The sequence below is a fragment of the Streptomyces lasalocidi genome (assembly GCF_005280215.1).
Lineage (GTDB): Bacteria > Actinomycetota > Actinomycetes > Streptomycetales > Streptomycetaceae > Streptomyces > Streptomyces longwoodensis.
Genome location: NZ_SZNQ01000001.1, coordinates 1508455 through 1530554 on the forward strand (window position 1 = coordinate 1508455; position 22100 = coordinate 1530554).

Below are 22100 nucleotides of genomic sequence, written 5' to 3' on the forward strand. Positions count from 1 at the left end.
ACGGCCGACTGTCACTCGATGGGAGGGCGCGCGTTCCTGTTCGCGCGGGGGCGCGGGGTCAGCCCTCGAGGAACTCCTGGCGCGCGAGCAGGCCCGTGTCCGGGTTGTCGGTGAAGACGCCGTCGATGCCGGTGGCGAAGTACGCGCGGAAGGCGCCGAAGGCGTCGCCGTACCCGTCGGCGTCCGTGCCCTTGCGGAACTCCGCGGGCAGGAACGGGTTCTCGTTGCGCATGGTGTACGGGTGCAGGATCAGGCCGACCGCGTGGGCGTCCTTCACCAGGCTGGTCGGCGTGGTGAGCCTGCCGTTCGCGTCCTTGGGGACGACCAGGTCCAGGGTGGGGCCGATGCCCTGGGCGTAGGAGGCGATCTCGCGCAGGCCCTGCTTGGTGACGAGGTCGGCGACCGTGCGCGGGTCGCCCGTCTCGACGAAGTCCCAGGGACGACTGGTCGCGCCGGACAGCAGGACCACCAGCGGGTTGTCGACCAGCTTGTTCAGGCGCTGGATGCTGGTCGGCTCGAACGACTGCAGGATGACCGGCGAGTGGCGCTTGTCCTTGCCGTGCTTGCGCAGCAGCTTGGCGAGACGCTCCTCCAGGCCGAGGCCGAGCTTGCGGAAGTAGGTGGGGTGCTTGGTCTCCGGGTAGATCCAGACCTGCTTGCCGCGCCTGCGGGTCTGCTCGTCCTGCCACCGGAGGACTTCCTCGAAGGTGGGGATGTCCCAGCGGCCGTTGTAGAGGGTGTTGTGCGGCCGGTTCGCCGGGATGCGCTCGACGGCGCGGAGGGTCTTCAGCTCGGCGAGCGTGAAGTCCTCGGTGAACCAGCCGGTGGTGGGCACGCCGTCCAGGACCTTGGTGGTGCGGCGGCCCGCGAACTCGGGGTGGTCGGCGACGTCGGTGGTGCCGCCGATCTCCGGCTCGTGCCGGCAGACCAGGTGGCCGTCCTTGGTGGGGACCAGGTCGCCGGCCTCGACGATGTCGGCGCCCAGGTCCAGGGCCAGCTGGTAGGAGCCGAAGGTGTGCTCGGGGCGGTAGCCGCTGGCACCCCGGTGGCCGATGACCGTCGGCACCGGCAGGCTCCCCAGCCCGCGGCCGGTGTGCCGCGCCCCACCGGCCTGTGCCGTGCCCGGCAGACCGAGCACGGTCCCGGTCGCGCCCAGGACGGCGGCGCCCAACAGGGCCCGTCGTCCGGTGCCGCGCTGCTGTTGGTTCGACTCCTGCGTTCCCATGGCGCCTCCTGCCGTCGGCTCGTGCGGTGCGCGCCGATCGTAGGGGCGTGGACATGACGGACGGGAGGCGGCGGGCCGAACGGACGGGTGCCGGCGCATGGCGCGTGGTGGTACGAACGGCTGACGGTCCGTCGGTATCGGGTGCGGCCGGACGGGTACCCGGGGAGTGAGGAGAACGCGACGTCCGTCACACGTTCCGGCCGGGTGACGGGGGCGTTACGGGGTGCCGCCGCAGGTAAAGGTGCGTCAATACCTCGTAAGACGCGGGTGAACCCGATGTGCGTCACCCCCCGGCCCGCGAGTATCGTCCTCACCTGCACAGACTCATACAGAACCCCCTTGACCCCGGAGGGCCCGTTGTCCCGCTTCGTGTTCATCAAGGCAGTGCTCGGACCGGTCATGCGCCTGATGTTCCGCCCCCGGGTCGAGGGCGTGGAGCACATCCCGGGCGACGGACCGGTCATCCTGGCCGGCAACCACCTCACGTTCATCGACTCGATGATCCTGCCCCTGGTGTGCGACCGTCAGGTCTGCTTCATCGGCAAGGACGAGTACGTCACCGGCAAGGGCATCAAGGGCCGGCTGATGGCCTGGTTCTTCACCGGCGTCGGCATGATCCCGGTGGACCGCGACGGCGGCAAGGGCGGGGTGGCCGCGCTGATGACCGGGCGGCGCATCCTGGAGGAGGGCAGGGTCTTCGGGATCTACCCCGAGGGCACGCGCTCGCCCGACGGGCGGCTGTACCGGGGGCGCACCGGTATCGCGCGGCTGACGCTGATGACCGGTGCGCCGGTGGTGCCGTTCGCCATGATCGGCACGGACAAGATCCAGCCGGGCGGGTCAGGGATGCCGCGGCCGTGCCGGGTGAAGGTGCGGTTCGGCGAGGCGATGGAGTTCTCCCGCTACGAGGGGATGGACCGCGACCGGTACGTGCTGCGGGCCGTGACGGACTCCGTGATGACGGAGGTCATGCGGTTGTCGGGGCAGGAGTATGTGGACATGTACGCCACGAAGGCGAAGGCGGCGTAGCCCTCCGGGGGTTGGGCCGGAAGGCTACGGCGGGTGCCTGTGGTCGGTCGGGTGCGGGTAGGTTGGGGCTGGGTGCGCGGTTCCTCGCGCCCCTGGGTGGGGGCGGTGCTCGGCGTCCGGCAGGTGCGGGTGGGTTGGGGCTGGGTGCGCGGTTCCTCGCGCCCCTGGGTGGGGAGGGTGCTGGTCAGTCGGCAGATTCCAGGTGTTGGTTCCTCAGGAGGAACCAGGCTGCTGCCGCTGTGACCAGGAGGACTGCTGCTCCCGCGCCCGAGGCCAGGTGGAGGCCGTGGACGAAGGCTTCGCGGGCCGAGGTCAGGAGGGTGTCCGCGGTGGGCGCCGGCAGGTGCGACGCCGCTTCGACCGCTCCGCCCAGTGACTCGTGCGCCCCGGCCGGCGTGCCCGCCGGTGCGGTGAAGTCACGGTAGGCGCCCGTCACGATGGACCCCAGCACGGCGATGCCCAGGGCCGCGCCCAGTTCGTACGCCGTCTCGGAGACCGCCGAGGCCGCGCCCGCCTGGTCCTTGGGGACCGCGGAGAGGATGACGTCGGCCGTCACCGTGAAGGAGAAGCCGGCGCCGACGCCGACGACCAGCAGGGCCGCTCCCAGCAGCGGGTAGCCGGTGGACGCGTCGATCACCGTGATCACGGCCAGGGCCAGCCCGATCGCCGCGAGGCCGCCGGAGACCACCGCGCGCACCGAGAAGCGGCGCGCCACGCGGCCGGCCACCAGGCCCGCGGCCACGGCGCCGATCGCGGCGGGCAGTTCGGCCAGGCCCGCCTCGAACGGGGGCCGGTCCTGCACCAGTTGCAGGAACTGCGACAGGAAGAACACCAGCCCGGACAGGCCGAGCACGGTCAGCAGGTCGGCCAGCACCGCCCCGGAGAACCCGCGGTTGCGGAACAGCCGCATGTCCAGCAGCGGCGCCGGCAGAGTGAGCTGGCGTCGGACGAAGCCGTACAACGCGGCGGCGCCCAGGACGCCAGCGCCCAGGGTGGGCCACGCGAACCCGTGGGCCGCGGCCTCCTTCACCGCGTACACCACGGCGATCATGCCGACCAGGGACAGCAGCACGCTCGGCAGGTCCCAGGGGCCCGGGTCGGGGTTGCGGGACTCGGGCAGGGTGCGGATGCCGACCAGGACCAGCACCGCCATCACGGGCAGGTTGATCAGGAAGACCGAGCCCCACCAGAAGTGCTCCAGCAGGAAGCCGCCGACGATCGGGCCGACCGCCGTGCCGGCCGAGGCCGCCGCGCCCCAGATGCCCACGGCCAGGCTGCGCTCGCGCGGGTCGTGGAAGAGGTGGCGGATCAGGGCCAGGGTGGCCGGCATCAGGGTCGCGCCGGCGACGCCCAGCAGGGCGCGGGCGGCGATCAGCGCCTCGGGCGTGGTGGCGTAGGCGTTGAGCACCGAGAGCGCGCCGAACGCCGTGGCGCCGAAGAGGAGGATCCGCTTGCGGCCGATGCGGTCGCCGAGGCTGCCCATCGAGACCAGCAGGCCCGCGATGACGAACGAGTACACGTCGCCGATCCACAGGAGCTGGGTGCCGGAGGGCTCGAGGTCCTCGCTGATGTAGGGGGTCGCGAGACCGAGGACGGTCGCGTCGACGGCCACCAGCAGCACGGCGAGCACCAGGACGGACAGCGCGAGCCAGCGGCCCGGGCGCTTCACCGCCTCGGTCGTGCGCGCCGGCTGCAGGGTGCTGGTCATGGTTCCTCTCTCCGTAGTGCGCCGCCGAGCAGCAGCTCGACGACCATGTGGGTGAAGTCCTTGGGGGCGACGCGCCCGGCCTGGGTGGCCCAGGCGCAGGAGGCGACGAGGCCGTAGAGCGCCTCGGTGAGCCAGGCCGGGCTGAGGTCGATGCGGAACTCGCCGCTCTGCTGACCGCGGACGAACACGGTGGCGATCCGGGTGTCGAGCCGGGCCCAGGGTTCGTCGCCGCCGTCCTCCCAGAGCTGGTTCTCTCCGTAGAGGAAGGCGAGCAGTCCGGCGGCGGGCTCGATCTCCCGCACGAGTCTGCGCAGCGCCTCCCCGGCGGACCCGTCGTCCAGCCGGGCCCGGTCGAGCGCCGCCTCGCACTCCGCGACGCCGAGCGACTCCAGCGCGCGGACGAGCGCGTCCCGGCCGGCGAAGTGCCGGTGCAGGGTGGCGCGGCTGATGCCCGCCGCCCTGGCGACCTCGTCCATGGTCGCGGTGGGGGTGCGGGTCAGCAGGGCGGCGGCGCTGCGGAGCACCTGGTCACGATCAACGGCCATGAGACGAGTGTAGCTCACCTGAGACATGGATGTCTCACCGTGGGCATGCGTGTGTCAGGAGAGGGGCGCAGGGGGGACGCGGGAGGGTGCGGGGTTCCTCAGTGCCAGGGGAGGTGTGCGCGCCGCTCCCAGTACGCGTGGGGTTCCTCGGCGAGCGTCGCCAGGCGGGCGAGCTGATCCTCGTCCAGGTCGACGGCCGCCGCGTGCAGGTTGGACGTGAGCTGGGCGGCCGTAGCGGCGCCGGACAGGACGACGCCGGCCCAGGGCTGCCTCAGGACCAGGGCGAGGGCGACGGCGTCGCAGCCGAGGCCGGTCTCCTCGGCCACGGCCCGCAGGGCGGCCGGGGCGTGCGGGTCCGCGAGGCGGCCGTTGGCCATGCCCTCCTTGACGATGACGGTCAGCCCCGCGTCGTGCGCCTGGGCGAGGGCGGGGCCCGCCGCGGTCTCCAGCGCGTTGTACGTCGACTGCACGGTCCGGAAGAGGGGGGCACCGTCGACGGTCACCTCCAGAGCCGCACGGATCGCGTCGGCCTGGGCGGGGCCACTGGTGGAGAACCCGACGGTCAGGCCCGCGGCGGCGGCCTCGGCGAGGCGCGCGTGGAGTTCCTTGTCGGTGAGGGCGGGGCTGTCCGGGGTCACCGAGTGGATCTGGTAGAGGTCGAGGCGGTCGCCGAGCAGGGCGTCGGTCTCGGCGCGCTGGCGCTCGTACGTCGCGAGGGTGTGGTCCTTGACCTCGTGGGTCTCGGCGTCCGCCGACCAGCCGGCGGTGTAGGTGTAGCCCCACTTGCTGCCGATGACGACGTCGGTGACGTCGGGGCGGGCGGCGAGCCAGTCCGCGAGGAACTCCTCGGAACGGCCGTAGGAGCGGGCGGCGTCGAGGTAGCGGACGCCCTGGGCGTAGGCGGCGTCGAGGAGTTCATGGGTGCGGGCCCGCAGGGCGTCGACGCTGCGGTCGGCGGGCAGGTCCCGGTCGCGACCGAGGGTGATGTAGCCGGGCCGTCCGACGGCGGCGAGGCCCAGCCCGAGGTGGCAGGTGGGCGTCGTGGCGGTCGCGAGACGGGCGAAGGGCATCGCGGGCTCCGTTCGGTCGGGCGGGTGCCGGACCAACGTAACCCGCGACGCCCCGGGATCACGTTCCGGCGTTCACCTCTTGGCGTTCGCCCACTCCTGCTGGGCCGCGACGTCGGCCTTCACCTCGGCCAGCTGGACCGCGACGGCGCTCGGGGCCGTGCCGCCGCGGCCGTTGCGGGAGGCCAGGGCGCCGGGCACGTTGAGGACGGTGCGGACCTCGGGGGTCAGATGGGCGCTGATCTTGGCGAACTGCTCGTCCGTCAGCTCGTCCAGCTCCTTGCCCTCGGCCTCCGCGGCCTTGACGCACTCGCCGGCGACCTCGTGGGCCACCCGGAACGGCACGCCCTGCTTGACCAGCCACTCGGCGATGTCGGTGGCCAGGGAGAAGCCCGCCGGGGCCAGCTCCTCCAGCCGCTCGCGGTGGACGGTGAGGGTGGCGACCATGCCGGTGAAGGCGGGCAGCAGAACCTCCAGCTGGTCGCAGGAGTCGAAGACCGGCTCCTTGTCCTCCTGGAGGTCGCGGTTGTACGCGAGGGGCAGGGCCTTGAGCGTGGCCAGCAGACCGGTCAGGTTGCCGATCAGGCGGCCGCTCTTGCCGCGGGCCAGCTCGGCGATGTCCGGGTTCTTCTTCTGCGGCATGATCGACGAGCCGGTGGAGAAGGCGTCGTGCAGGGTCACGAAGGAGAACTCCTTCGTGTTCCAGATGATGATCTCCTCGGCGATCCGGCTGAGGTTCACGCCGATCATCGCGGCGATGAAGGCGAACTCGGCGACGAAGTCGCGGGACGCCGTGCCGTCGATGGAGTTGCCGACGCTGCCGTGCTCGAAGCCGAGGTCCTGGGCGACCGCCTCGGGGTCCAGGCCGAGGGAGGAACCCGCCAGGGCGCCGGAGCCGTACGGCGAGACGGCCGTGCGGGCGTCCCACTGGCGCAGCCGCTCGGCGTCCCGGGACAGCGCCTGCACGTGGGCCAGGACGTGGTGGGCGAACAGCACCGGCTGGGCGTGCTGGAGGTGGGTGCGGCCGGGCATGGCCACGTCCGGGTGGGCCTCGGCCAGGCCGATCAGCGCCTCCTGGAGGTCGGCAACCAGACCGCCGATGACGCGGGCGTGGTCGCGCAGGTACATCCGGAAGAGGGTGGCGACCTGGTCGTTGCGGGAGCGGCCCGCGCGCAGCTTGCCGCCCAGGTCGGGGCCCAGGCGCTCCAGCAGGCCCCGCTCCAGGGCGGTGTGGACGTCCTCGTCGGCGATGGTGCCGACGAACGCGCCCGAGGCCACGTCCGCCTCCAGCCGGTCCAGCCCGGCGATCATGCGCTCCAGCTCGTCCTCGGTAAGCAGGCCCGCCTTGTGCAGCACGCGCGCGTGGGCGCGCGACCCGGCGATGTCGTAGGGCGCCAGCCGCCAGTCGAAGTGGACGGACGCGGACAGCTTGGCCAGGGCCTCGGCGGGGCCGTCGGCGAAACGGCCGCCCCAGAGCCGTACGTCACCGCTGTTGCTGCTCACTTGCGCTGCTCCTCACCGCTGCCGGTCACCACGTTGTGCATGAGTATGCAGAGCTCTGCATGATTCGTCAATTCAGGAGGGAGCGCGTGGCGGCGACCGTGGTGGAAGCGATGCGGGTTTTCGCAACAACCTTGAACAACCTTGAACACCCGCAAGCGCTTGCCCGTACTCACCGCTGGACGCAGGCGCCGCGTCCGCCCCACCCGCTCTCGACCCAAGTGAGGCTTCCGCATGTCCAGGGCTCTCCCCAAGTACAACAAGCGCCGTGTGGCGATCGTCGGTGGCGCCGCCGCTCTGGCCCTGACCGGCGCGGTGGTGGTGAACTCCGCGCTGGCCGGGGAACCGGGCAAGGGCGGCGCGGCCGACGCCCGGACGCTCGCCGCCGGCCCCGGCACCATCGCCTGCCCGGACGTCGCCTCCCGGCTCCCCGCCGTCCCCGCCTCCGCCAAGGCCGAGGTCGACCGCAACCTCGCCCTCCTGCGCACCCAGATCGACGAAGCCAACACCCGCCTTGCCAAGACCGTCGGACAGGGCGGACCCAACTTCGTCCAGAACGCCATCCTCGGCCCCCTCAAGGACAAGCGCGTCTCCACCATCGACCGCATCGCCATCTCCATCGGCCGCCAGGGCACCAAGCCCCAGGGCCTCGACGCCCTGGCCGCCTGCACCCTGGGCGCCGGGGGCGCGGGCGGCGCGGCGACCCAGGCGCCGGCCGGCCAGGGGAACTCAGGGAACGCGGGGAACGCCGGCGGCAACGGCAACGCGGGGAACACCGGGAACGCGGGCAACACCGGTGTCGGCACCATCGCCTGCCCGGACGTCGCCTCCCGGCTCCCCGCCGTCCCCGCCTCCGCCAAGGCCGAGGTCGACCGCAACCTCGCCCTCCTGCGCACCCAGATCGACGAAGCCAACACCCGCCTCGTCAAGACCGTCGGACAAGGCGGACCCAACTTCGTCCAGAACGCCATCCTCGGCCCCCTCAAGGACAAGCGCGTCTCCACCATCGACCGCATCGCCATCTCCATCGGCCGCCAGGGCACCAAGCCCCAGGGCCTCGACGCCCTGGCCGCCTGCACGTTGAACCGGTGACGTGACAGGCCGGTGGCCGCCCCGCAGGAAGCGCCGGCCGGGGCGGCCACTGGGGTGCGCGGAAATGATCGGCCAATTCCTTAGACAGCCGAACCATCCGCCACGATAATCGTTAGACATGGGAAAGACTTACGAGCGCATCGACGGCAGACTCCGCACCTTCATCGAGTCCCAGCCGGTCTTCTTCACCGCCACCGCGCCCCTCTCGGACGACGGCACCATCAACCTCTCCCCCAAGGGCCTCAAGGGATCCTTCGCCGTGCTCGACGAGCACACCGTGGCCTACCTCGACTTCGCGGGCTCCAACGCCGAGACCATCGCCCACCTGCGGGAGAACGGCCGGATCACCCTGATGTGGTGCGCCTTCCAGGGACCGCCCAACATCGTGCGGGTGCACGGCCGCGGGGAGCCCGTCTTCCGCGACGACCCCCGCTTCGCCGGCCTCCTCGCGCACTTCCCGGGCATCGATCCCACCCCGCACGGCCTGCGCGCCGTCATCCTCGTGCACGCCGAACTGGTGCGCGACACCTGCGGCTACGCGGTGCCCTTCATGAGCTACGACGCCGAACGCGACCTGCACGAAAAGCGGTTCGCGCGCGAGGACGACGCCTCGCTCAGCGCGTACTTCACCAAGAAGGACCACATCGCGACCAGCCTGGACGGACTACCCGGGCTGCCGTTGCCGCTGCCGCCCTCTACGGTCTGAGGCATGCGCCCCGGTGCCGTCGCCCTCGCGTCCCTGTCCCTCCTGCTGCTCGGCGCCACGCCCGTCGGTGCGGCCGGGGCTCCGCCGCAGCCGCTGCCCACGCGGATGCGGGACACCGGCGGCGGCACCCAGCTGATCACCGCCGTGGCCGCCCGGACCGGCTCGACGACCGGCACCGTGACCTGGTGGGACCGGGTGGGCGGGCGCTGGGTGGAGGGGGGGTCGGCGTCCGCGCGGTTCGGGGCGAAGGGGCTCGTCGAGGGGACGAAGCGCCGGCAGGGCACCTACACGACGCCGACCGGGCTGTACGACCTGCCGTTCGCCTTCGGCACCGGGGCGGCACCGTCCGGGACGCGGTACCCGTACCGGGCCGTGCGCCGGAGCTCGTGGTGGTGCGAGGACAATGACTCGCGGTCGTACAACCGCTGGACCGACCCGCGCCCGGCGGACTGCCGGGCGGCGGAGTCGGAGCACCTCGTCTTCTACCCGACGCAGTACGCCCACGCGCTGGTCATCGGGTTCAACTACCGCACTCCGGTGCGCGGTCGGGGCGCCGGGATCTTTCTGCACGTCAACGGGCGGGGCGCGACGGCGGGTTGCGTGTCGGTGCCGGCCGCGGACATGCGGCGGATCCTGCGGTGGGCGGATCCCGCGCGGGGGCCGCACATCGCCGTGGGGACGACGGGCGGGGCCACGGCGGTCACCCGGTACTGACCGGGCCCGACGGCGTACCGGCTCACGGAGCCCATGAGTTCACGCGGTGTCCGCCACGGCGAGCCGCACCGTGAACGTCGTCGCGCCCGGGCCGCTGTCCACCGCCACGCTCCCGCCGTGCGCCTCGACCACCGCGGCGACGATCGACAGGCCGAGGCCCGCGCCACCGCCCGAGCCGTCCGGGCGGCGGCGGTCGGCCCGGGTGAAGCGCTCGAAGACCGAGGGGCGGACGTCGTCCGGGATGCCGGGGCCGTCGTCGTGGACGGTGAGGACGGCGGAGCCCGCCTCGGTGTGCAGCGTCACCGTCACGGCGGTGCCCACGGGTGTGTGCAACCGCGCGTTGGCCAACAGGTTGGCCAGCACCTGCTGGAGGCGGTGGGCGTCGCCGGGCACGGTGACCGGCTCCTCCGGGAGGTCCAGGGTCCAGCGGTGGCCGGGCCCCGCGGCCCGCGCGTCGGTGACGGCGTCCAGGACCAGCCGGGTGAGGTCCACCGCGCCGCGCTCCAGCGGGCGGCCCGCGTCCAGCCGCGCCAGGAGCAGCATCTCGTCGACCATCTCCCCCATCCGGCAGGACTCCGCCGCGATCCGCTCCAGGGCCCGGGTCACCTCCGGCGGGACCGGGCCCGGGTGCAGCAGGGCCAGCTCCGCGTGGCCGCGCACCGAGGCCACCGGGGTGCGCAGCTCGTGGCTGGCGTCGGCGGCGAAGCGGCGCAGCCGTTCCTCGCTCGCGTGGCGCTTGGTCAGCGCGTCCTCGACGTGGCCCAGCATGCGATTGAAGGCGCTCGCCACCCGGCCCACCTCGCTGCGCGGGTCCGCAGCCGGGGCCCGGGGCGGCAGGGCCACCTCCCCGCTGGCGAGCGGGAGTTCGCTGACCCGGGTGGCCGTGGCCGCGACCCGGCTGAGCGGGCGCAGCGACCAGCGCACCCACAGGGCGCCGGCCACGCCGGTGACCGCGAGCGCGACGCCGAAGACGCTGCCGGCGACCAGCTCCAGCCGGTGCACGGCGGCCTCCACCGGCTCCAGCGGCAGCCCGGTGATCAGCACGTCGCCGTCCAGGCCCCGGCCGGCCGAGACCCGGTAGTCGTCGAGGGCGGACAGGTGCACGCTGTGGCCCCGGCCGTCGACGGGCACGGCGGCCAGGTGCCGCGCGTCCCGGGCGGTCAGGTGGACGTTCAGGTCCGCCGTCACGTCGCCGGAGCGGACCACCGCCGCGTTGGTGACCCGCCCGTCGACCAGCCGGGCGCCGAAGGTGCCGGTGGCCTGGTGGCGGGTGTCGCCGCGTTCGTCGCCGTCGTGGTCGTCGCGCTCGCCGGGGAGCCGGCCGCTGTGCTCCAGGCTCGCCGGGAAGCGGGTGCCGACGTCGCCCAGCTGCTGGTCGACTCGGCTGGTGAGGAAGCGTTCCAGCTCGACCACGGCGGCCACGCCCACCGCCGCGCAGCTGACGGCGAGCAGCACCACGAGCCCGACGGTCAGCCGGGCCCGCAGGGTGCGCGGCCAGCCGGGCCGGCCGATCCGGACGGACCTCACTGCGCGGCCGGCTTGAGCACGTAGCCCGCCCCGCGCACGGTGTGGATCATCGGCTCGCGGCCGGCGTCGACCTTCTTGCGGAGGTAGGAGATGTACAGCTCCACGACATGGGCGCGGCCGCCGAAGTCGTAGGACCAGACCCGGTCGAGGATCTGGGCCTTGCTCAGGACGCGGCGGGGGTTGCGCATCAGGAAGCGGAGGAGTTCGAACTCGGTCGGGGACAGCTCGACCAGCTCGCCGGCCCGGGTCACCTCGCGGGCCTCCTCGTCCATGACCAGGTCGCCGACGACCAGCCGGGGGCCCTCGTCCGGCTGGCGGGCCATGCCGGCCCGGCGCAGCAGGCCGCGCAGCCGGGCGACGACCTCCTCCAGGCTGAAGGGCTTGGTCACGTAGTCGTCGCCGCCGGCCGTGATCCCGGCGATGCGGTCCTCGACGGCGTCCCGCGCGGTCAGGAACAGCACGCAGACGTCCGGCTTCACGGCGTGCAGGTCGCGCAGCACGGCGAAGCCGTCGGTGTCGGGCAGCATCACGTCGAGGACCACCGCGTCGGGCAGCAGCTCGCGGGCGGCGGCCAGCGCGGAGGCGCCGTCGCCGGCGGTGCGGATCCGCCAGCCCTCGTAGCGCAGGGCGCCGGAGAGCACCTCGGCGAGGTCCGGGTCGTCGTCGACGACGAGCACGCGCAGCGGGGTGCCGTCGGGGCGGGTGAGGGCGGGGCGCCCGGAGCGGGTCGTGTTCATGGCTGCTCCCAGCATCGCCCCTGCACGGCGCCCGGATCCTCTCGGGCGGCTCTGAGTTTCCTCTGAGTCCGCGCGCGGACCGGCCGCTCAGAGCCCGCTCAGAGGTTCGGCCCGCACAGTGGCGGGCGACGAGGCGAAAGGACCCGCCCATGACGACCGTGTACGAGCGACGACCGACGGCCCCTCCCCGGGCCGCCGGGCGGCCGCGCTCCCCCGCCGGCCCGCTGCTGGCCGCGCTGTGGGCCGGGGCGGCGGCCGTGGTCGCGCTGTGGTGGGCGGACACCGCCTCGGTGGTCGGCGCGGCCGGCTGGCTCACCGGGGCCGGGCGGATCGCGGGGCTGCTGTGCGGGTACGCGTGCGCGGTGCTCGTGGGCCTGATGGCGCGGGTGCCGCTGCTGGAGCGGCGGATCGGCTCGGACCGGGTGGCCCGCTGGCACGCGGGGGCGGGCCGCTACACGGTCTGCCTGCTGGTGGCGCACGTCGTGCTGGTCCTCGCCGGGTACGCGGCCCAGGACCACCGCTCGCTGGTCGCCGAGGCGCTGACCGTCGTCCTGGACTACCCCGAGATGCTCAAGGCCACCGCCGGCACGGTGGTCCTCCTCGCGGTCGGCGTCACCTCGGTGCGCGCGGTGCGCCGCCGTACCGGCTACGAGTTCTGGTACTACGTCCACCTGCTCACCTACGCCGCGGTGTTCCTGGCGTTCGGCCACCAACTGGCCCTGGGCGACGACCTGAACGGCCGGCCCGTGGCCACGGCCGCCTGGTACGCGCTGTACCTCGGCGTCGCCGCGCTGGTGCTGTGGTTCCGGGTGCTGGTGCCGGTCCGGCTCAACCTGCGGCACCGGCTGCGGGTGGAGTCGGTTCACCCGGAGGCGCCGGGCGTGTACTCGGTCGTCGTGCGGGGGCGGCACCTGGACCGGCTGGACGCGCGGGCCGGGCAGTTCTTCCGCTGGCGCTTCCTCGGCGCCCGGCTGGGCTGGACGTCGACGCCGTATTCGCTGTCGGCGCCACCGCGCGGGGACCTGCTGCGGATCACGGTGAAGGCGCTCGGCGGCCACAGTGCGGCCGTGGCGCTGCTGCGGCCCGGGACGCGCGTGTGGGCGGAGGGCCCGTACGGCTCGCTGACCGCCGGCCGGCAGACCTCGCCGAAGGTCCTGCTGATCGCGGCGGGCGTCGGCATCACCCCGCTGCGGGCGCTGTTCGAGACGCTGCCCGGCGAGGTCACCCTGCTCTACCGGGCGCACGGCGCCGAGGACCTGGCGCTGGGCGGCGAGCTGGAGGCGATCGCCCGATGGCGCGGCGCGCGGGTGCTGTACGCGCTCAACGACGAGCACGGCCGGCGCCCCGCGCTCACCGCCGCGTCGCTGCGCGCGGCCGTCCCGGACCTGCCCGGCCGCGACGTCTACGTCTGCGGCCCGCACGGCTTCGCCCGGGACGTGTACGAGGCGTTGCGCGCCGCCGGTGTGCCGGACCGGCGGATCCACCACGAGTCGTTCGAACTGTGAGGCACCGTGCACCCGTTGAGGAAGAGCCGTCCGCTGCGCCGGGTGGTGCTGGCGAGCGCCGGCACCGTGTCGGCCTTCGTCCTGCTGCTGTCGCTGAAGCCCCACGGCCTGCCGGAGCCGGCGGCGGCACCGGCGCCCGCGCCGTCGAGCAGCGTGGGTGCGGGCGCGTCCGGCGGGTCCGGGTCGAGCGGATCGGGGTCGAGCGGATCGGGGTCGACCGGGCCCGGCGGGGGGAGCGCGTCCGGCACGCGGACCGTCACCGGCGAGTCGGTGCAGACCCGTTGGGGCCCGGTCCAGGTCCGCGTCACCGTGGCGGACGGAAGGCTCACGGACGTCACGGCGGTCACGTACCCGCAGGACAACCCGCGCGACCAGCAGATCAACTCCTACGCCCTCCCCGAGTTGCGCAGCGAGGCCCTGCGGGCGCAGGGCGCGGACATCGACACCGTGTCGGGAGCGACGTACACGAGTGACGGTTACCGCGAGTCACTCCAGTCCGCGCTGGATGCGGCGGGCCTGTGACCCCGGCGGCGCGCTGAACACTCCGTCGTCGCGGCACGTATCTGTGGGCCAAGGGTCAAGTCCCCCGGAGGAACCGTGACCACCACGATCGCAGGCGGACGTGCCGCCCGCCGCCAGACGATGCGCCGCATCCGCCCGCGCCGCTCCCCCGCCGTCCCGCTGCTGATCGCCGTGTGGGCGGGCGCGGCGGGCGTGCTGTGGCTGTGGTGGGCCAACACCCCGTCCATCGCGGACGACAACAGCCGCATCCTCAACGCGGGCCGGATCACCGGACTGCTGGCCGGCTACCTGATGGCCCTGGTCGTCCTGCAGATGGCGCGGGTGCCCGCGCTGGAGCGGCGGGTCGGCTCCGACCGGGTGGCGCGCTGGCACGCGATGAGCGGCCGGTACACGCTCTGCCTGGTGGTGGCGCACGTGTTCCTCATCATGTGGGGGTACGCGCTGCAGGCCGGCAAGTCGCTCGGCGACATCGTCCAGCAGACGGTCGACTCCATCAACCAGCTGCCGGACATGGGCAAGGCGGCCATCGGCACCGGCCTGCTGGTCCTCATCGGGCTGGTCTCCGCGGGCGGGGTGCGCCGGCGGATGCCGTACGACACCTGGTACCACGTGCACCTGATGACGTACGCCGCGGTGTTCCTGACGTTCTGGCACCAGATCACCACCGGCAACGACTTCGCCGTCGAACCGGCCGCCAGGACCGCCTGGTACGCGCTGTACGGCACGGTCACCGCGCTGGTCCTGTGGTACCGGATCCTCACCCCGATCCGGCTGAACCTGCGCCACCGCATGCGGGTCGAGGCGGTCATCGAGGAGACGCCCGGGATCGTGTCCGTGCTGATCGGCGGGCGCAAGCTGCACCGGATGGGCGCGGAGGCGGGGCAGTTCTTCCGGTGGCGGTTCCTCGCGCCGGGGATGCGCTTCAGCTCCCACCCGTACTCGCTGTCGGCGGCGCCCCGCCCGGACCTGCTGCGCATCACGGTCAAGGCGATCGGCGACCACAGCGCCGCCCTGCGCGAGCTGGCCCCGGGCACGCGCGTGTGGGCCGAGGGCCCGTACGGCGCCCTGACCGCCTCCCGGCGCAGCCGCGGCAAGGTGCTGCTGGTGGCCGGCGGGGTGGGCATCACCCCGATGCGGGCGCTGTTCGAGACGCTGCCGGGCGCGGCCGGGGACATCACGCTGCTGTACCGGGCCAACAGCACGCAGGACCTGGCCCTGTGGGACGAGCTGGCGAAGATCGCCGACGAGCGCGGGGCGCGGCTGATGTACGCGGTGAACAGCCCGGACGGGGAGCGGCCCGACATCTCGGCGGAGTCGCTGCAGCGCAAGATCCCGGACATCGACCACCACGACGTCTTCATGTGCGGCCCGGCGGGCTTCGCCCAGTCGGTGTACGACGCGCTGCGCGGCGCCGGGGTGCCGGCCCGCCGCATCCACCACGAGTCGTTCGAGATGTGAGCGCCGCAACGGCCTTCGCACGCGGACTGCGGACCCCGCAGGACTCGCCGAACCCGCGGAACCAGGAGCTTGGGAACAGATGAGGAAGAGCCACCCGATCCGGCGCGTCGTGCTCACGACCGCCGCCACCGTGTCCGGGATCGTGCTGCTGCTGTCGCTGAAGCCCGGGTCCGACCCGGCGTCCGCGGCGGCGGGCGCGGCCCCGGGGGCCCCAGGTGCGGTGCAGGAGTCGGCCCAGGGCGGGGCCGGTGCCGCCGCGGGCTCCACGGTCACCGGGGACGCGGCGCAGACCCAGTACGGCGTCGTGCAGGTCCGGCTGACCGTCGCGGGCGGGAAGATCACCAAGGCGGAGGCCGTCCAGGCGCCCAAGGGCGGCCGGAGCGACTCCGTCACCGCCGACGCGGTGCCCAGGCTGAACCGGGAGGCGGTCGCCGCGCAGGGCGCGGACATCGACGCGGTGTCCGGGGCGACGTACACCAGCGCGGGCTACCGCCAGTCCCTTCAGTCGGCGATCGACAAGGCGAAGGCGGCGCCCGCGCCCGCGCCGTCGGCCCCGGCCTCGCAGGGCGCGGGTGGGGCGGCGGCCGGGGCGGCGCGGACCGTGACCGGTGCGGTGGCGCAGACGCAGTACGGTCCCGTCCAGGTTCGTGTCACCGTAAGCGGCGGGCGGATCACCGCGGCGGAGGCGGTGCAGGCGCCCAAGGGCGGGGAGAGCGACCAGAAGACCGCGCTGGCCGTCCCGCGGCTCAACCGGGAGGCCGTCGCGGCGGGCAGCGCGGACATCGACTCGGTCTCCGGGGCCACGTACACCAGCGAGGGCTACAAGAAGTCGCTCCAGTCCGCGCTGGACCGGGCCGGTGGCTGACACGGTGACCGAGCCGGCCGGGGCGCCCGTGGCGGTGCGGCACGCGGAGGACGTCATGGGGACGGTCTTCTCCTTCGACGTGCGCGGCGGGGAGCCCGGGGCGGTGCGCCGGGCGCTGGACGCGGCGGTCGCGGGGCTGCACCGGGTGGACGAGGTGTTCAGCACCTACCGCGACGACAGCGAGGTGTCCCGGCTGGCGCGCGGGGAACTGGCCGTCGCCGACTGCGCTCCCGAGGTGGCCGAGGTACTGGAGCTCGGGGCGCGGGCGGAGCGGACGAGCGACGGGTGGTTCAGCCTGCGCTACCAGGGGCGGCTGGACCCGACCGGGATCGTGAAGGGCTGGGCCGCGGAGCGCGCCGCGCGGCTGCTCGCGGAGGTTCCCGGGGTGTGCGGGGTCAGCGTCAACGGGGGCGGCGACGTCCAGTTGCTGGGTGTGCCCGCGCCCGGCCGGCCCTGGCGGGTCGGCGTCGCGGACCCGCTGCGGCCGGGCGGCCTGGCGGCCGTCATCTCGGCGGCGGGGGTGTCCGAGCTGGCGGTGGCCACGTCCGGCACGGCGGAGCGGGGCGCCCACATCGTGGACCCCCGCTCGGGCCGCTCCGCGGTCACGGACCTGGTGGCCGTGACGGTGGTCGCCCCCCGCCTGACCTGGGCGGACTGCTGGGCCACGGCAGCCTTCGCAATGGGCTCCCGCGCGGGCCTGACCTGGCTGGACTCCCTCCCTGACACGGAGGCCCTGCTGATCACGGCGGGGGACGAGGTGCGGTGCACCGGGGGGTTGGCGGCGCGGCTCGGCTGAAAGGGGCGCGGGGAACTGCGCGACCAGCCCCCACGCGCCCGCAGCCGCCCGACCACCGTCACCACCCCTAGACCCCCAGGGGCGCGGGGAACTGCGCGACCAGCCCCCACGCGCCCGCAGCCGCCCGACCACCGTGACCGCTCGCTGAGCCGGGCACCGGCGTCAGTGGCCGTTCTGGGCCAAGCGAAGCAAGTGGTCCGCCAGGGCCTGCCCCCCGGTCGGGTTGCGGCTGATGAGCAGCAGGGTGTCGTCGCCGGCGATCGTGCCCAGGATGTCGTGCAGTTCGGCCTGGTCGATCGCCGAGGCGAGGAACTGGGCGGCGCCCGGCGGGGTGCGCAGGACGACGAGGTTGGCCGAGGCCTCCGCGGAGATCAGGAGTTCCGAGGAGAGGCGGCGCATCCGCTCCTCCTTGGCCGACTCCCCGAGCGGGGCCCGCGGGGTGCGGAAGCCGCCCTCGCTGGGCACCGCGTAGATGAGCTCGCCGTCGGTGTTGCGGATCTTCACCGCGTTCAGCTCGTCCAGGTCCCGCGACAGCGTCGCCTGGGTGACGCTCAGCCCGTCGTCGGCCAGCAGCTTCGCCAACTGGCTCTGCGACCGCACCGGTTGCCGGTTGAGGATGTCCACGATCCGGCGGTGGCGTGCGGTGCGGGTCTGCGGCACGGCCGGGCCGGCCGCATCCGGGTGCCCGTGGTCGTCCTGCGCCTGGCTCATCGTCGTCTCATTCTCCGGCTCGTCCGTCCCCGTGCGCACTTGCGTCGAGGATGCCGGGCAGCGCCCGCAGAAGCGCCTCCACCTCGTCGTCGCCGAGGTTCAGCGGCGGCATCAGCCGTACGACGTCGGCGGCGGGCGCGTTCACCAGGAACCCGGCCTCCTGAGCCGCCTGCTGCACCTGGGGCGCGAGCGGCTCGGTGAGCACGATACCCAGGAGCAGGCCCGCGCCCCGGACATGGTCGATCAACCGGTGATTCAGCGCCTCGATCCCCTCGCGCAACCTCTCGCCCTGCCGCTTGACGTTCTCCAGCAGCCCTTCGGAGGCGATGGTGTCCAGGACGGCGAGCCCGGCGGCGCAGGCGACGGGGTTGCCGCCGAACGTCGTACCGTGCTGGCCCGGTTGCAGCAGGTCCGCGGCCCGGCCGAAGGCGACGGTCGCGCCCAGCGGCAGGCCGCCGCCGAGCTGCTTGGCCAGGGTGACCACGTCGGGCAGCACGCCCTCGTGGGCCTGGTAGGCGAACCAGGACCCGGTGCGCCCGACGCCGGTCTGCACCTCGTCGAGGACGAGCAGCGCGCCGGTGGCCGCCGTGATCGCCCGGGCGGCCTTGAGGTAGCCGGCCGGGGGCACGACGACGCCGTTCTCGCCCTGGATGGGCTCGATGACGACGAGGGCGGTCTCCTCGGTGACCGCGGCCGCGAGGGCCTGCGCGTCGCCGTACGGCACGTGGGTGACGTCGGCGGGCAGGGGCAGGAACGGGGCCTGCTTGGCGGGCTGTCCGGTGAGCGCGAGGGCGCCCATCGTGCGGCCGTGGAAGCCGCCCTCGGTGGCGACCATGTGGGTGCGCCCGGTCAGCCGGCCGATCTTGAAGGCGGCCTCGTTGGCCTCGGCGCCGGAGTTGCAGAAGAACACCCGGCCGTCGCGGCCGAAGAGGTGGAGGAGCCGTTCGGCGAGGGCGACGGTCGGCTCGGCCATGAAGAAGTTGGAGATGTGCCCGAGGGACGCGATCTGCGTGCTGACGGCCTCGACGATCGCCGGGTGGGCGTGGCCGAGGGCGTTGGTGGCGATGCCGCCGACGAAGTCGAGGTACGCGCGGTCCCCGGCGTCCCACACCCGGGTGCCCGCCCCGCGGACCAACGGCAGCCTGGGCGTGCCGTAGTTGTTCATGAGCGCGCCCTGCCACCGGGTGGTCAGTTCCTCGTTGCTCACGACTCCCCCTCGTGCTCGTCGGGCACGACCATCGTGCCGATGCCCTCGTCGGTGAAGATCTCCAGCAGGATCGAGTGCGGGACCCGGCCGTCGATGACGCGGGCGGTGTGCACCCCGTTGCGGACGGCGTGCAGGCAGCCCTCCATCTTCGGGACCATGCCGGAGCTCAGGTCCGGCAGCAGCTTCTCCAGTTGGGACGCGGTGAGGCGGCTGATCACCTCGTCGGAGTGCGGCCAGTCCTCGTAGAGTCCCTCGACGTCCGTGAGGACCATGAGGGTTTCGGCGCCCAGAGCAGCAGCGAGTGCCGCAGCCGCCGTATCAGCATTGACGTTGTAGACATGTCCCGCACCACTGTCGTCCTGGCTGCGGGCGATCGAGGAGACGACCGGGATGCGGCCGTCGGCGAGCAGGGCCTCGATGGCGCCCGTGTCGATGTCGGTGATCTCGCCGACCCGCCCGATGTCGACCAACTCGCCGTCGATCCGGGGCTGGTGCTTGGTGGCGGTGATGGTGTGCGCGTCCTCGCCGGTGAGTCCGACGGCGAGCGGCCCGTGCTGGTTGAGCAGGTTGACCAGCTCGCGCTGGACCCGTCCGGCCAGCACCATGCGTACGACGTCCATGGCGTCCTCGGTGGTGACGCGCAGGCCCGCCCTGAACTCGCTGACGATGCCGTGCTGGTCGAGGGCGGCGCTGATCTGCGGGCCGCCGCCGTGCACGACGACCGGTTTCAGGCCGGCGTGGTGCAGGAAGACGACGTCCTGCGCGAACGCGGCCTTCAGCTCCTCGTCGACCATGGCGTTGCCGCCGAACTTGATGACGACGGTCTTGCCGTTGTGCCGGGTCAGCCAGGGCAGCGCCTCGATGAGGATCTGCGCCTTGGGCAGCGCGGTGTGCTTTCGCGTGGGTGTCATGAGGAGTAGGCGCTGTTCTCGTGGACGTAGTCGGCGGTCAGGTCGTTGGTCCAGATGGTCGCGGTCTCGGAGCCGGCGGCGAGGTCGGCGACGATGTGCACCTCGCGGTAGCGCATGTCGACCTTCTCGCGGTCCTCGCCGACACCGCCGTCCTTGCAGACCCAGACGCCGTTGATGGCGACGTTCAGCCGGTCCGGTGCGAAGGCGGCGCGGGTGGTGCCGATCGCGGAGAGCACACGGCCCCAGTTGGGGTCCTCGCCGTGGATGGCGCACTTGAGGAGGTTGTTGCGGGCGATGGAACGGCCCACCTCCACGGCGTCGTCCTCGCTGGCCGCGTTGATCACCTCGACCTTGATGTCCTTGCTGGCGCCCTCGGCGTCGCGGATCAGCTGCTGGCCGAGGTCGTCGCAGACGGCCCGTACGGCGTCGGCGAACTCCGCGTACTGCGGGGTGATCCCGGAGGCTCCCGAGGCGAGCAGCAGCACCGTGTCGTTGGTGGACATGCAGCCGTCGGAGTCGACGCGGTCGAAGGTGACCCGGGTGGCGGCGCGCAGCGCCTCGTCGAGGGTCTCGCTGCCGAGGTCGGCGTCGGTGGTGAGGACGACGAGCATGGTGGCGAGGCCCGGCGCGAGCATGCCCGCGCCCTTCGCCATGCCGCCGACGGTCCAGCCGTCCTTGGTGACGACGGACGTCTTGTGGACGGTGTCGGTGGTCTTGATGGCGATGGCGGCCTTCTCGCCGCCGTGCTCGGACAGCTGCGCGGCGGCGGTCTCGACGCCCGCGAGCAGCTTGTCCATGGGCAGCAGCACGCCGATCAGGCCGGTGGAGCAGACGGCGACCTCGATGGCGCCGCGGCCGAGCACCTCGGCGGTCTTCTCGGCGGTGGCGTGGGTGTCCTGGAAGCCCTTGGGGCCGGTGCAGGCGTTGGCGCCACCGGAGTTGAGGACGACCGCGGAGACCTGGCCGCCCTTGAGGACCTGCTCGGACCACAGGACCGGGGCGGCCTTGACGCGGTTGGAGGTGAAGACGCCGGCGGCGGCGCGGCGCGGCCCGACGTTGACCACGAGGGCCAGGTCGGGGTTGCCGTTCTCCTTGATCCCGGCGGCGATGCCCGCCGCCGTGAATCCCTTGGCTGCCGTGACGCTCACGGTGCGACTCCGATCGTCGTAAGCCCCGTGGTCTCGTCGAGACCCAGGGCGATGTTCATGCTCTGGACGGCGCCGCCCGCCGTGCCCTTGGTGAGGTTGTCGAGGGCGCTGATGGCGATGATGCGGTGCACCGCGGCGTCGTACGCGACCTGCACCTGAACGGCGTTGGAACCGTGGACGGACGCCGTGGCGGGCCACTGTCCCTCGGGCAGGAGGTGGACGAACGGCTCGTCGGCGTAGGCCTTCTCGTAGGCGGCGCGCAGGGTGTCCGCGGTGACGCCCGGGGCGGCCTTGGCGCTGCACGTGGCGAGGATGCCGCGGGACATCGGGGCGAGGGTCGGCGTGAAGGAAACGGCGATCCGCTCCCCCGCGACGCCGCTGAGGTTCTGGATCATCTCGGGGGTGTGCCGGTGGCCGCCGCCGACGCCGTACGGCGACATGGAGCCCATGACCTCGCTGCCCAGCAGGTGCGGCTTGGGTGCCTTGCCGGCGCCGGAGGTGCCGGACGCGGCGACGATCACGGCCTCGGCCTCGGCGAGCCCGGCCGCGTAGGCGGGGAAGAGGGCGAGGGTGGCGGCGGTGGGGTAGCAACCGGGGACCGCGATGCGCTTGGACCCCTCCAGCGCGGCGCGACCGCCCGGCAGTTCGGGGAGGCCGTAGGGCCAGGTGCCGGCGTGGGCGGAGCCGTAGAACCGCTCCCAGTCGGCCGCGTCCCGCAGGCGGAAGTCGGCGCCCATGTCGATGACCAGCACGTCGGGGCCGAGCTGCTCGGCGACGGCGGCGGACTGGCCGTGCGGCAGGGCGAGGAAGACGACGTCGTGCCCGGCGAGCACCTCGGCGGTGGTCTCCTCCAGCACCCGCCCGGCCAATGGCAGCAGGTGCGGCTGGAGCGCGCCGAGCGTCTGGCCCGCGTTGGAATTGCCGGTCAGGGCGCCGATCTCCACCCCGGGATGCGAGAGCAGCAGCCGCAGCACCTCACCCCCCGCATACCCACTCGCCCCGGCCACTGCCGCACGTACCGCCATTGCTCCTCCTCTTGGATGGCATGACTATACGTTGCCATGTACGTTTATGCAATGCGGGTGGATGGGTATGCGGGGACCTCCGTCCGCCATGCCGCCGTCTAG

Annotated in this window: 21 protein-coding genes; 9 read left to right on the plus strand and 12 right to left on the minus strand. The window is 73.3% G+C overall.

Annotation, left to right across the window (positions count from 1 at the left end):
• Positions 1-58: 58 nt before the first annotated feature.
• Entirely contained in the window at positions 59-1225 is a 1167-nt protein-coding gene (locus tag E4U91_RS06675) for a glycerophosphodiester phosphodiesterase (RefSeq protein ID WP_137305969.1), read from the minus strand.
• Between the two features lie 357 nt (positions 1226-1582).
• Between E4U91_RS06675 and E4U91_RS06680 the strand changes: the two genes are divergently transcribed.
• On the plus strand, positions 1583-2254 hold the full coding sequence (locus E4U91_RS06680) for a lysophospholipid acyltransferase family protein (protein ID WP_137310697.1): 672 nt from the start codon (positions 1583-1585) through the stop codon (positions 2252-2254).
• 184 nt (positions 2255-2438) lie between these two features.
• On the opposite strand, the gene E4U91_RS06685 is transcribed toward E4U91_RS06680, so the two are convergent.
• The 4 genes from E4U91_RS06685 to argH form a co-directional block, all read right to left on the minus strand.
• Positions 2439-3962 carry an MFS transporter gene (locus E4U91_RS06685; RefSeq protein ID WP_137305970.1) on the minus strand — a complete coding sequence of 508 codons (1524 nt, stop codon included), beginning with the start codon at positions 3960-3962 and terminating at the stop codon, positions 2439-2441.
• Complete coding sequence (locus tag E4U91_RS06690) at positions 3959-4507, minus strand: TetR/AcrR family transcriptional regulator (protein ID WP_137305971.1); 549 nt, start codon at positions 4505-4507, stop codon at positions 3959-3961. Before E4U91_RS06690 ends, E4U91_RS06685 begins: the two co-directional genes overlap by 4 nt.
• Before the next feature lie 98 nt (positions 4508-4605).
• A complete protein-coding gene (locus E4U91_RS06695; RefSeq protein WP_137305972.1) occupies positions 4606-5577 on the minus strand; it encodes an aldo/keto reductase in 972 nt (323 codons plus the stop codon).
• 72 nt (positions 5578-5649) lie between these two features.
• On the minus strand, positions 5650-7077 hold the full coding sequence (argH, locus tag E4U91_RS06700) for an argininosuccinate lyase (RefSeq protein WP_137305973.1): 1428 nt from the start codon (positions 7075-7077) through the stop codon (positions 5650-5652).
• A gap of 231 nt (positions 7078-7308) precedes the next feature.
• Between argH and E4U91_RS06705 the strand changes: the two genes are divergently transcribed.
• From E4U91_RS06705 to E4U91_RS06715, 3 genes are all read left to right on the plus strand, one after another.
• The gene (locus tag E4U91_RS06705; RefSeq protein WP_137305974.1) at positions 7309-8166 is read left to right on the plus strand and encodes a hypothetical protein; all 858 of its coding nucleotides are present in this window, start codon (positions 7309-7311) and stop codon (positions 8164-8166) included.
• Between the two features lie 118 nt (positions 8167-8284).
• Complete coding sequence (locus E4U91_RS06710) at positions 8285-8872, plus strand: pyridoxamine 5'-phosphate oxidase family protein (RefSeq protein WP_137305975.1); 588 nt, start codon at positions 8285-8287, stop codon at positions 8870-8872.
• A 3-nt stretch (positions 8873-8875) separates the two neighbouring features.
• Entirely contained in the window at positions 8876-9586 is a 711-nt protein-coding gene (locus E4U91_RS06715; RefSeq protein WP_137305976.1) for a L,D-transpeptidase family protein, read from the plus strand.
• A gap of 39 nt (positions 9587-9625) precedes the next feature.
• Here E4U91_RS06715 and E4U91_RS06720 read toward each other — a convergent pair whose 3' ends face one another.
• Both E4U91_RS06720 and E4U91_RS06725 read right to left on the minus strand, forming a co-directional pair.
• The gene (locus tag E4U91_RS06720) at positions 9626-11113 is read right to left on the minus strand and encodes a sensor histidine kinase (RefSeq protein WP_241678521.1); all 1488 of its coding nucleotides are present in this window, start codon (positions 11111-11113) and stop codon (positions 9626-9628) included.
• Positions 11110-11850, minus strand: a complete 741-nt coding sequence (locus tag E4U91_RS06725; protein WP_137305977.1) for a response regulator transcription factor — start codon at positions 11848-11850, stop codon at positions 11110-11112. The genes E4U91_RS06720 and E4U91_RS06725 overlap by 4 nt, the downstream gene beginning before the upstream one ends.
• Before the next feature lie 149 nt (positions 11851-11999).
• Between E4U91_RS06725 and E4U91_RS06730 the strand changes: the two genes are divergently transcribed.
• From E4U91_RS06730 to E4U91_RS06750, 5 genes are all read left to right on the plus strand, one after another.
• On the plus strand, positions 12000-13355 hold the full coding sequence (locus tag E4U91_RS06730; RefSeq protein ID WP_137305978.1) for a ferredoxin reductase family protein: 1356 nt from the start codon (positions 12000-12002) through the stop codon (positions 13353-13355).
• 6 nt (positions 13356-13361) lie between these two features.
• A complete protein-coding gene (locus E4U91_RS06735) occupies positions 13362-13877 on the plus strand; it encodes an FMN-binding protein (protein ID WP_137305979.1) in 516 nt (171 codons plus the stop codon).
• A gap of 75 nt (positions 13878-13952) precedes the next feature.
• Positions 13953-15335: a ferredoxin reductase family protein gene (locus E4U91_RS06740; protein WP_168218074.1), complete on the plus strand. Its 1383-nt coding sequence runs from the start codon at positions 13953-13955 to the stop codon at positions 15333-15335.
• Between the two features lie 79 nt (positions 15336-15414).
• The gene (locus tag E4U91_RS06745) at positions 15415-16200 is read left to right on the plus strand and encodes an FMN-binding protein (protein ID WP_174867762.1); all 786 of its coding nucleotides are present in this window, start codon (positions 15415-15417) and stop codon (positions 16198-16200) included.
• Positions 16201-16204: 4 nt separating this feature from the next.
• On the plus strand, positions 16205-16996 hold the full coding sequence (locus tag E4U91_RS06750; RefSeq protein ID WP_137310700.1) for an FAD:protein FMN transferase: 792 nt from the start codon (positions 16205-16207) through the stop codon (positions 16994-16996).
• 162 nt (positions 16997-17158) lie between these two features.
• Here the strand turns inward: E4U91_RS06750 and E4U91_RS06755 are convergent, their stop codons facing one another.
• The 5 genes from E4U91_RS06755 to argC are packed head-to-tail and all read right to left on the minus strand — an operon-like array spanning position 17159 to position 21998.
• Complete coding sequence (locus E4U91_RS06755) at positions 17159-17707, minus strand: arginine repressor (RefSeq protein WP_137305980.1); 549 nt, start codon at positions 17705-17707, stop codon at positions 17159-17161.
• Positions 17708-17714: 7 nt separating this feature from the next.
• A complete protein-coding gene (locus E4U91_RS06760; protein ID WP_137305981.1) occupies positions 17715-18914 on the minus strand; it encodes an acetylornithine transaminase in 1200 nt (399 codons plus the stop codon).
• The gene (gene argB, locus E4U91_RS06765) at positions 18911-19825 is read right to left on the minus strand and encodes an acetylglutamate kinase (RefSeq protein WP_137305982.1); all 915 of its coding nucleotides are present in this window, start codon (positions 19823-19825) and stop codon (positions 18911-18913) included. Before argB ends, E4U91_RS06760 begins: the two co-directional genes overlap by 4 nt.
• Entirely contained in the window at positions 19822-20973 is a 1152-nt protein-coding gene (gene argJ / locus E4U91_RS06770; RefSeq protein ID WP_137305983.1) for a bifunctional glutamate N-acetyltransferase/amino-acid acetyltransferase ArgJ, read from the minus strand. Before argJ ends, argB begins: the two co-directional genes overlap by 4 nt.
• Positions 20970-21998, minus strand: coding sequence for an N-acetyl-gamma-glutamyl-phosphate reductase (gene argC / locus E4U91_RS06775; protein ID WP_137305984.1), 1029 nt, complete (start codon positions 21996-21998; stop codon positions 20970-20972). Before argC ends, argJ begins: the two co-directional genes overlap by 4 nt.
• Positions 21999-22100 lie beyond the last annotated feature (102 nt).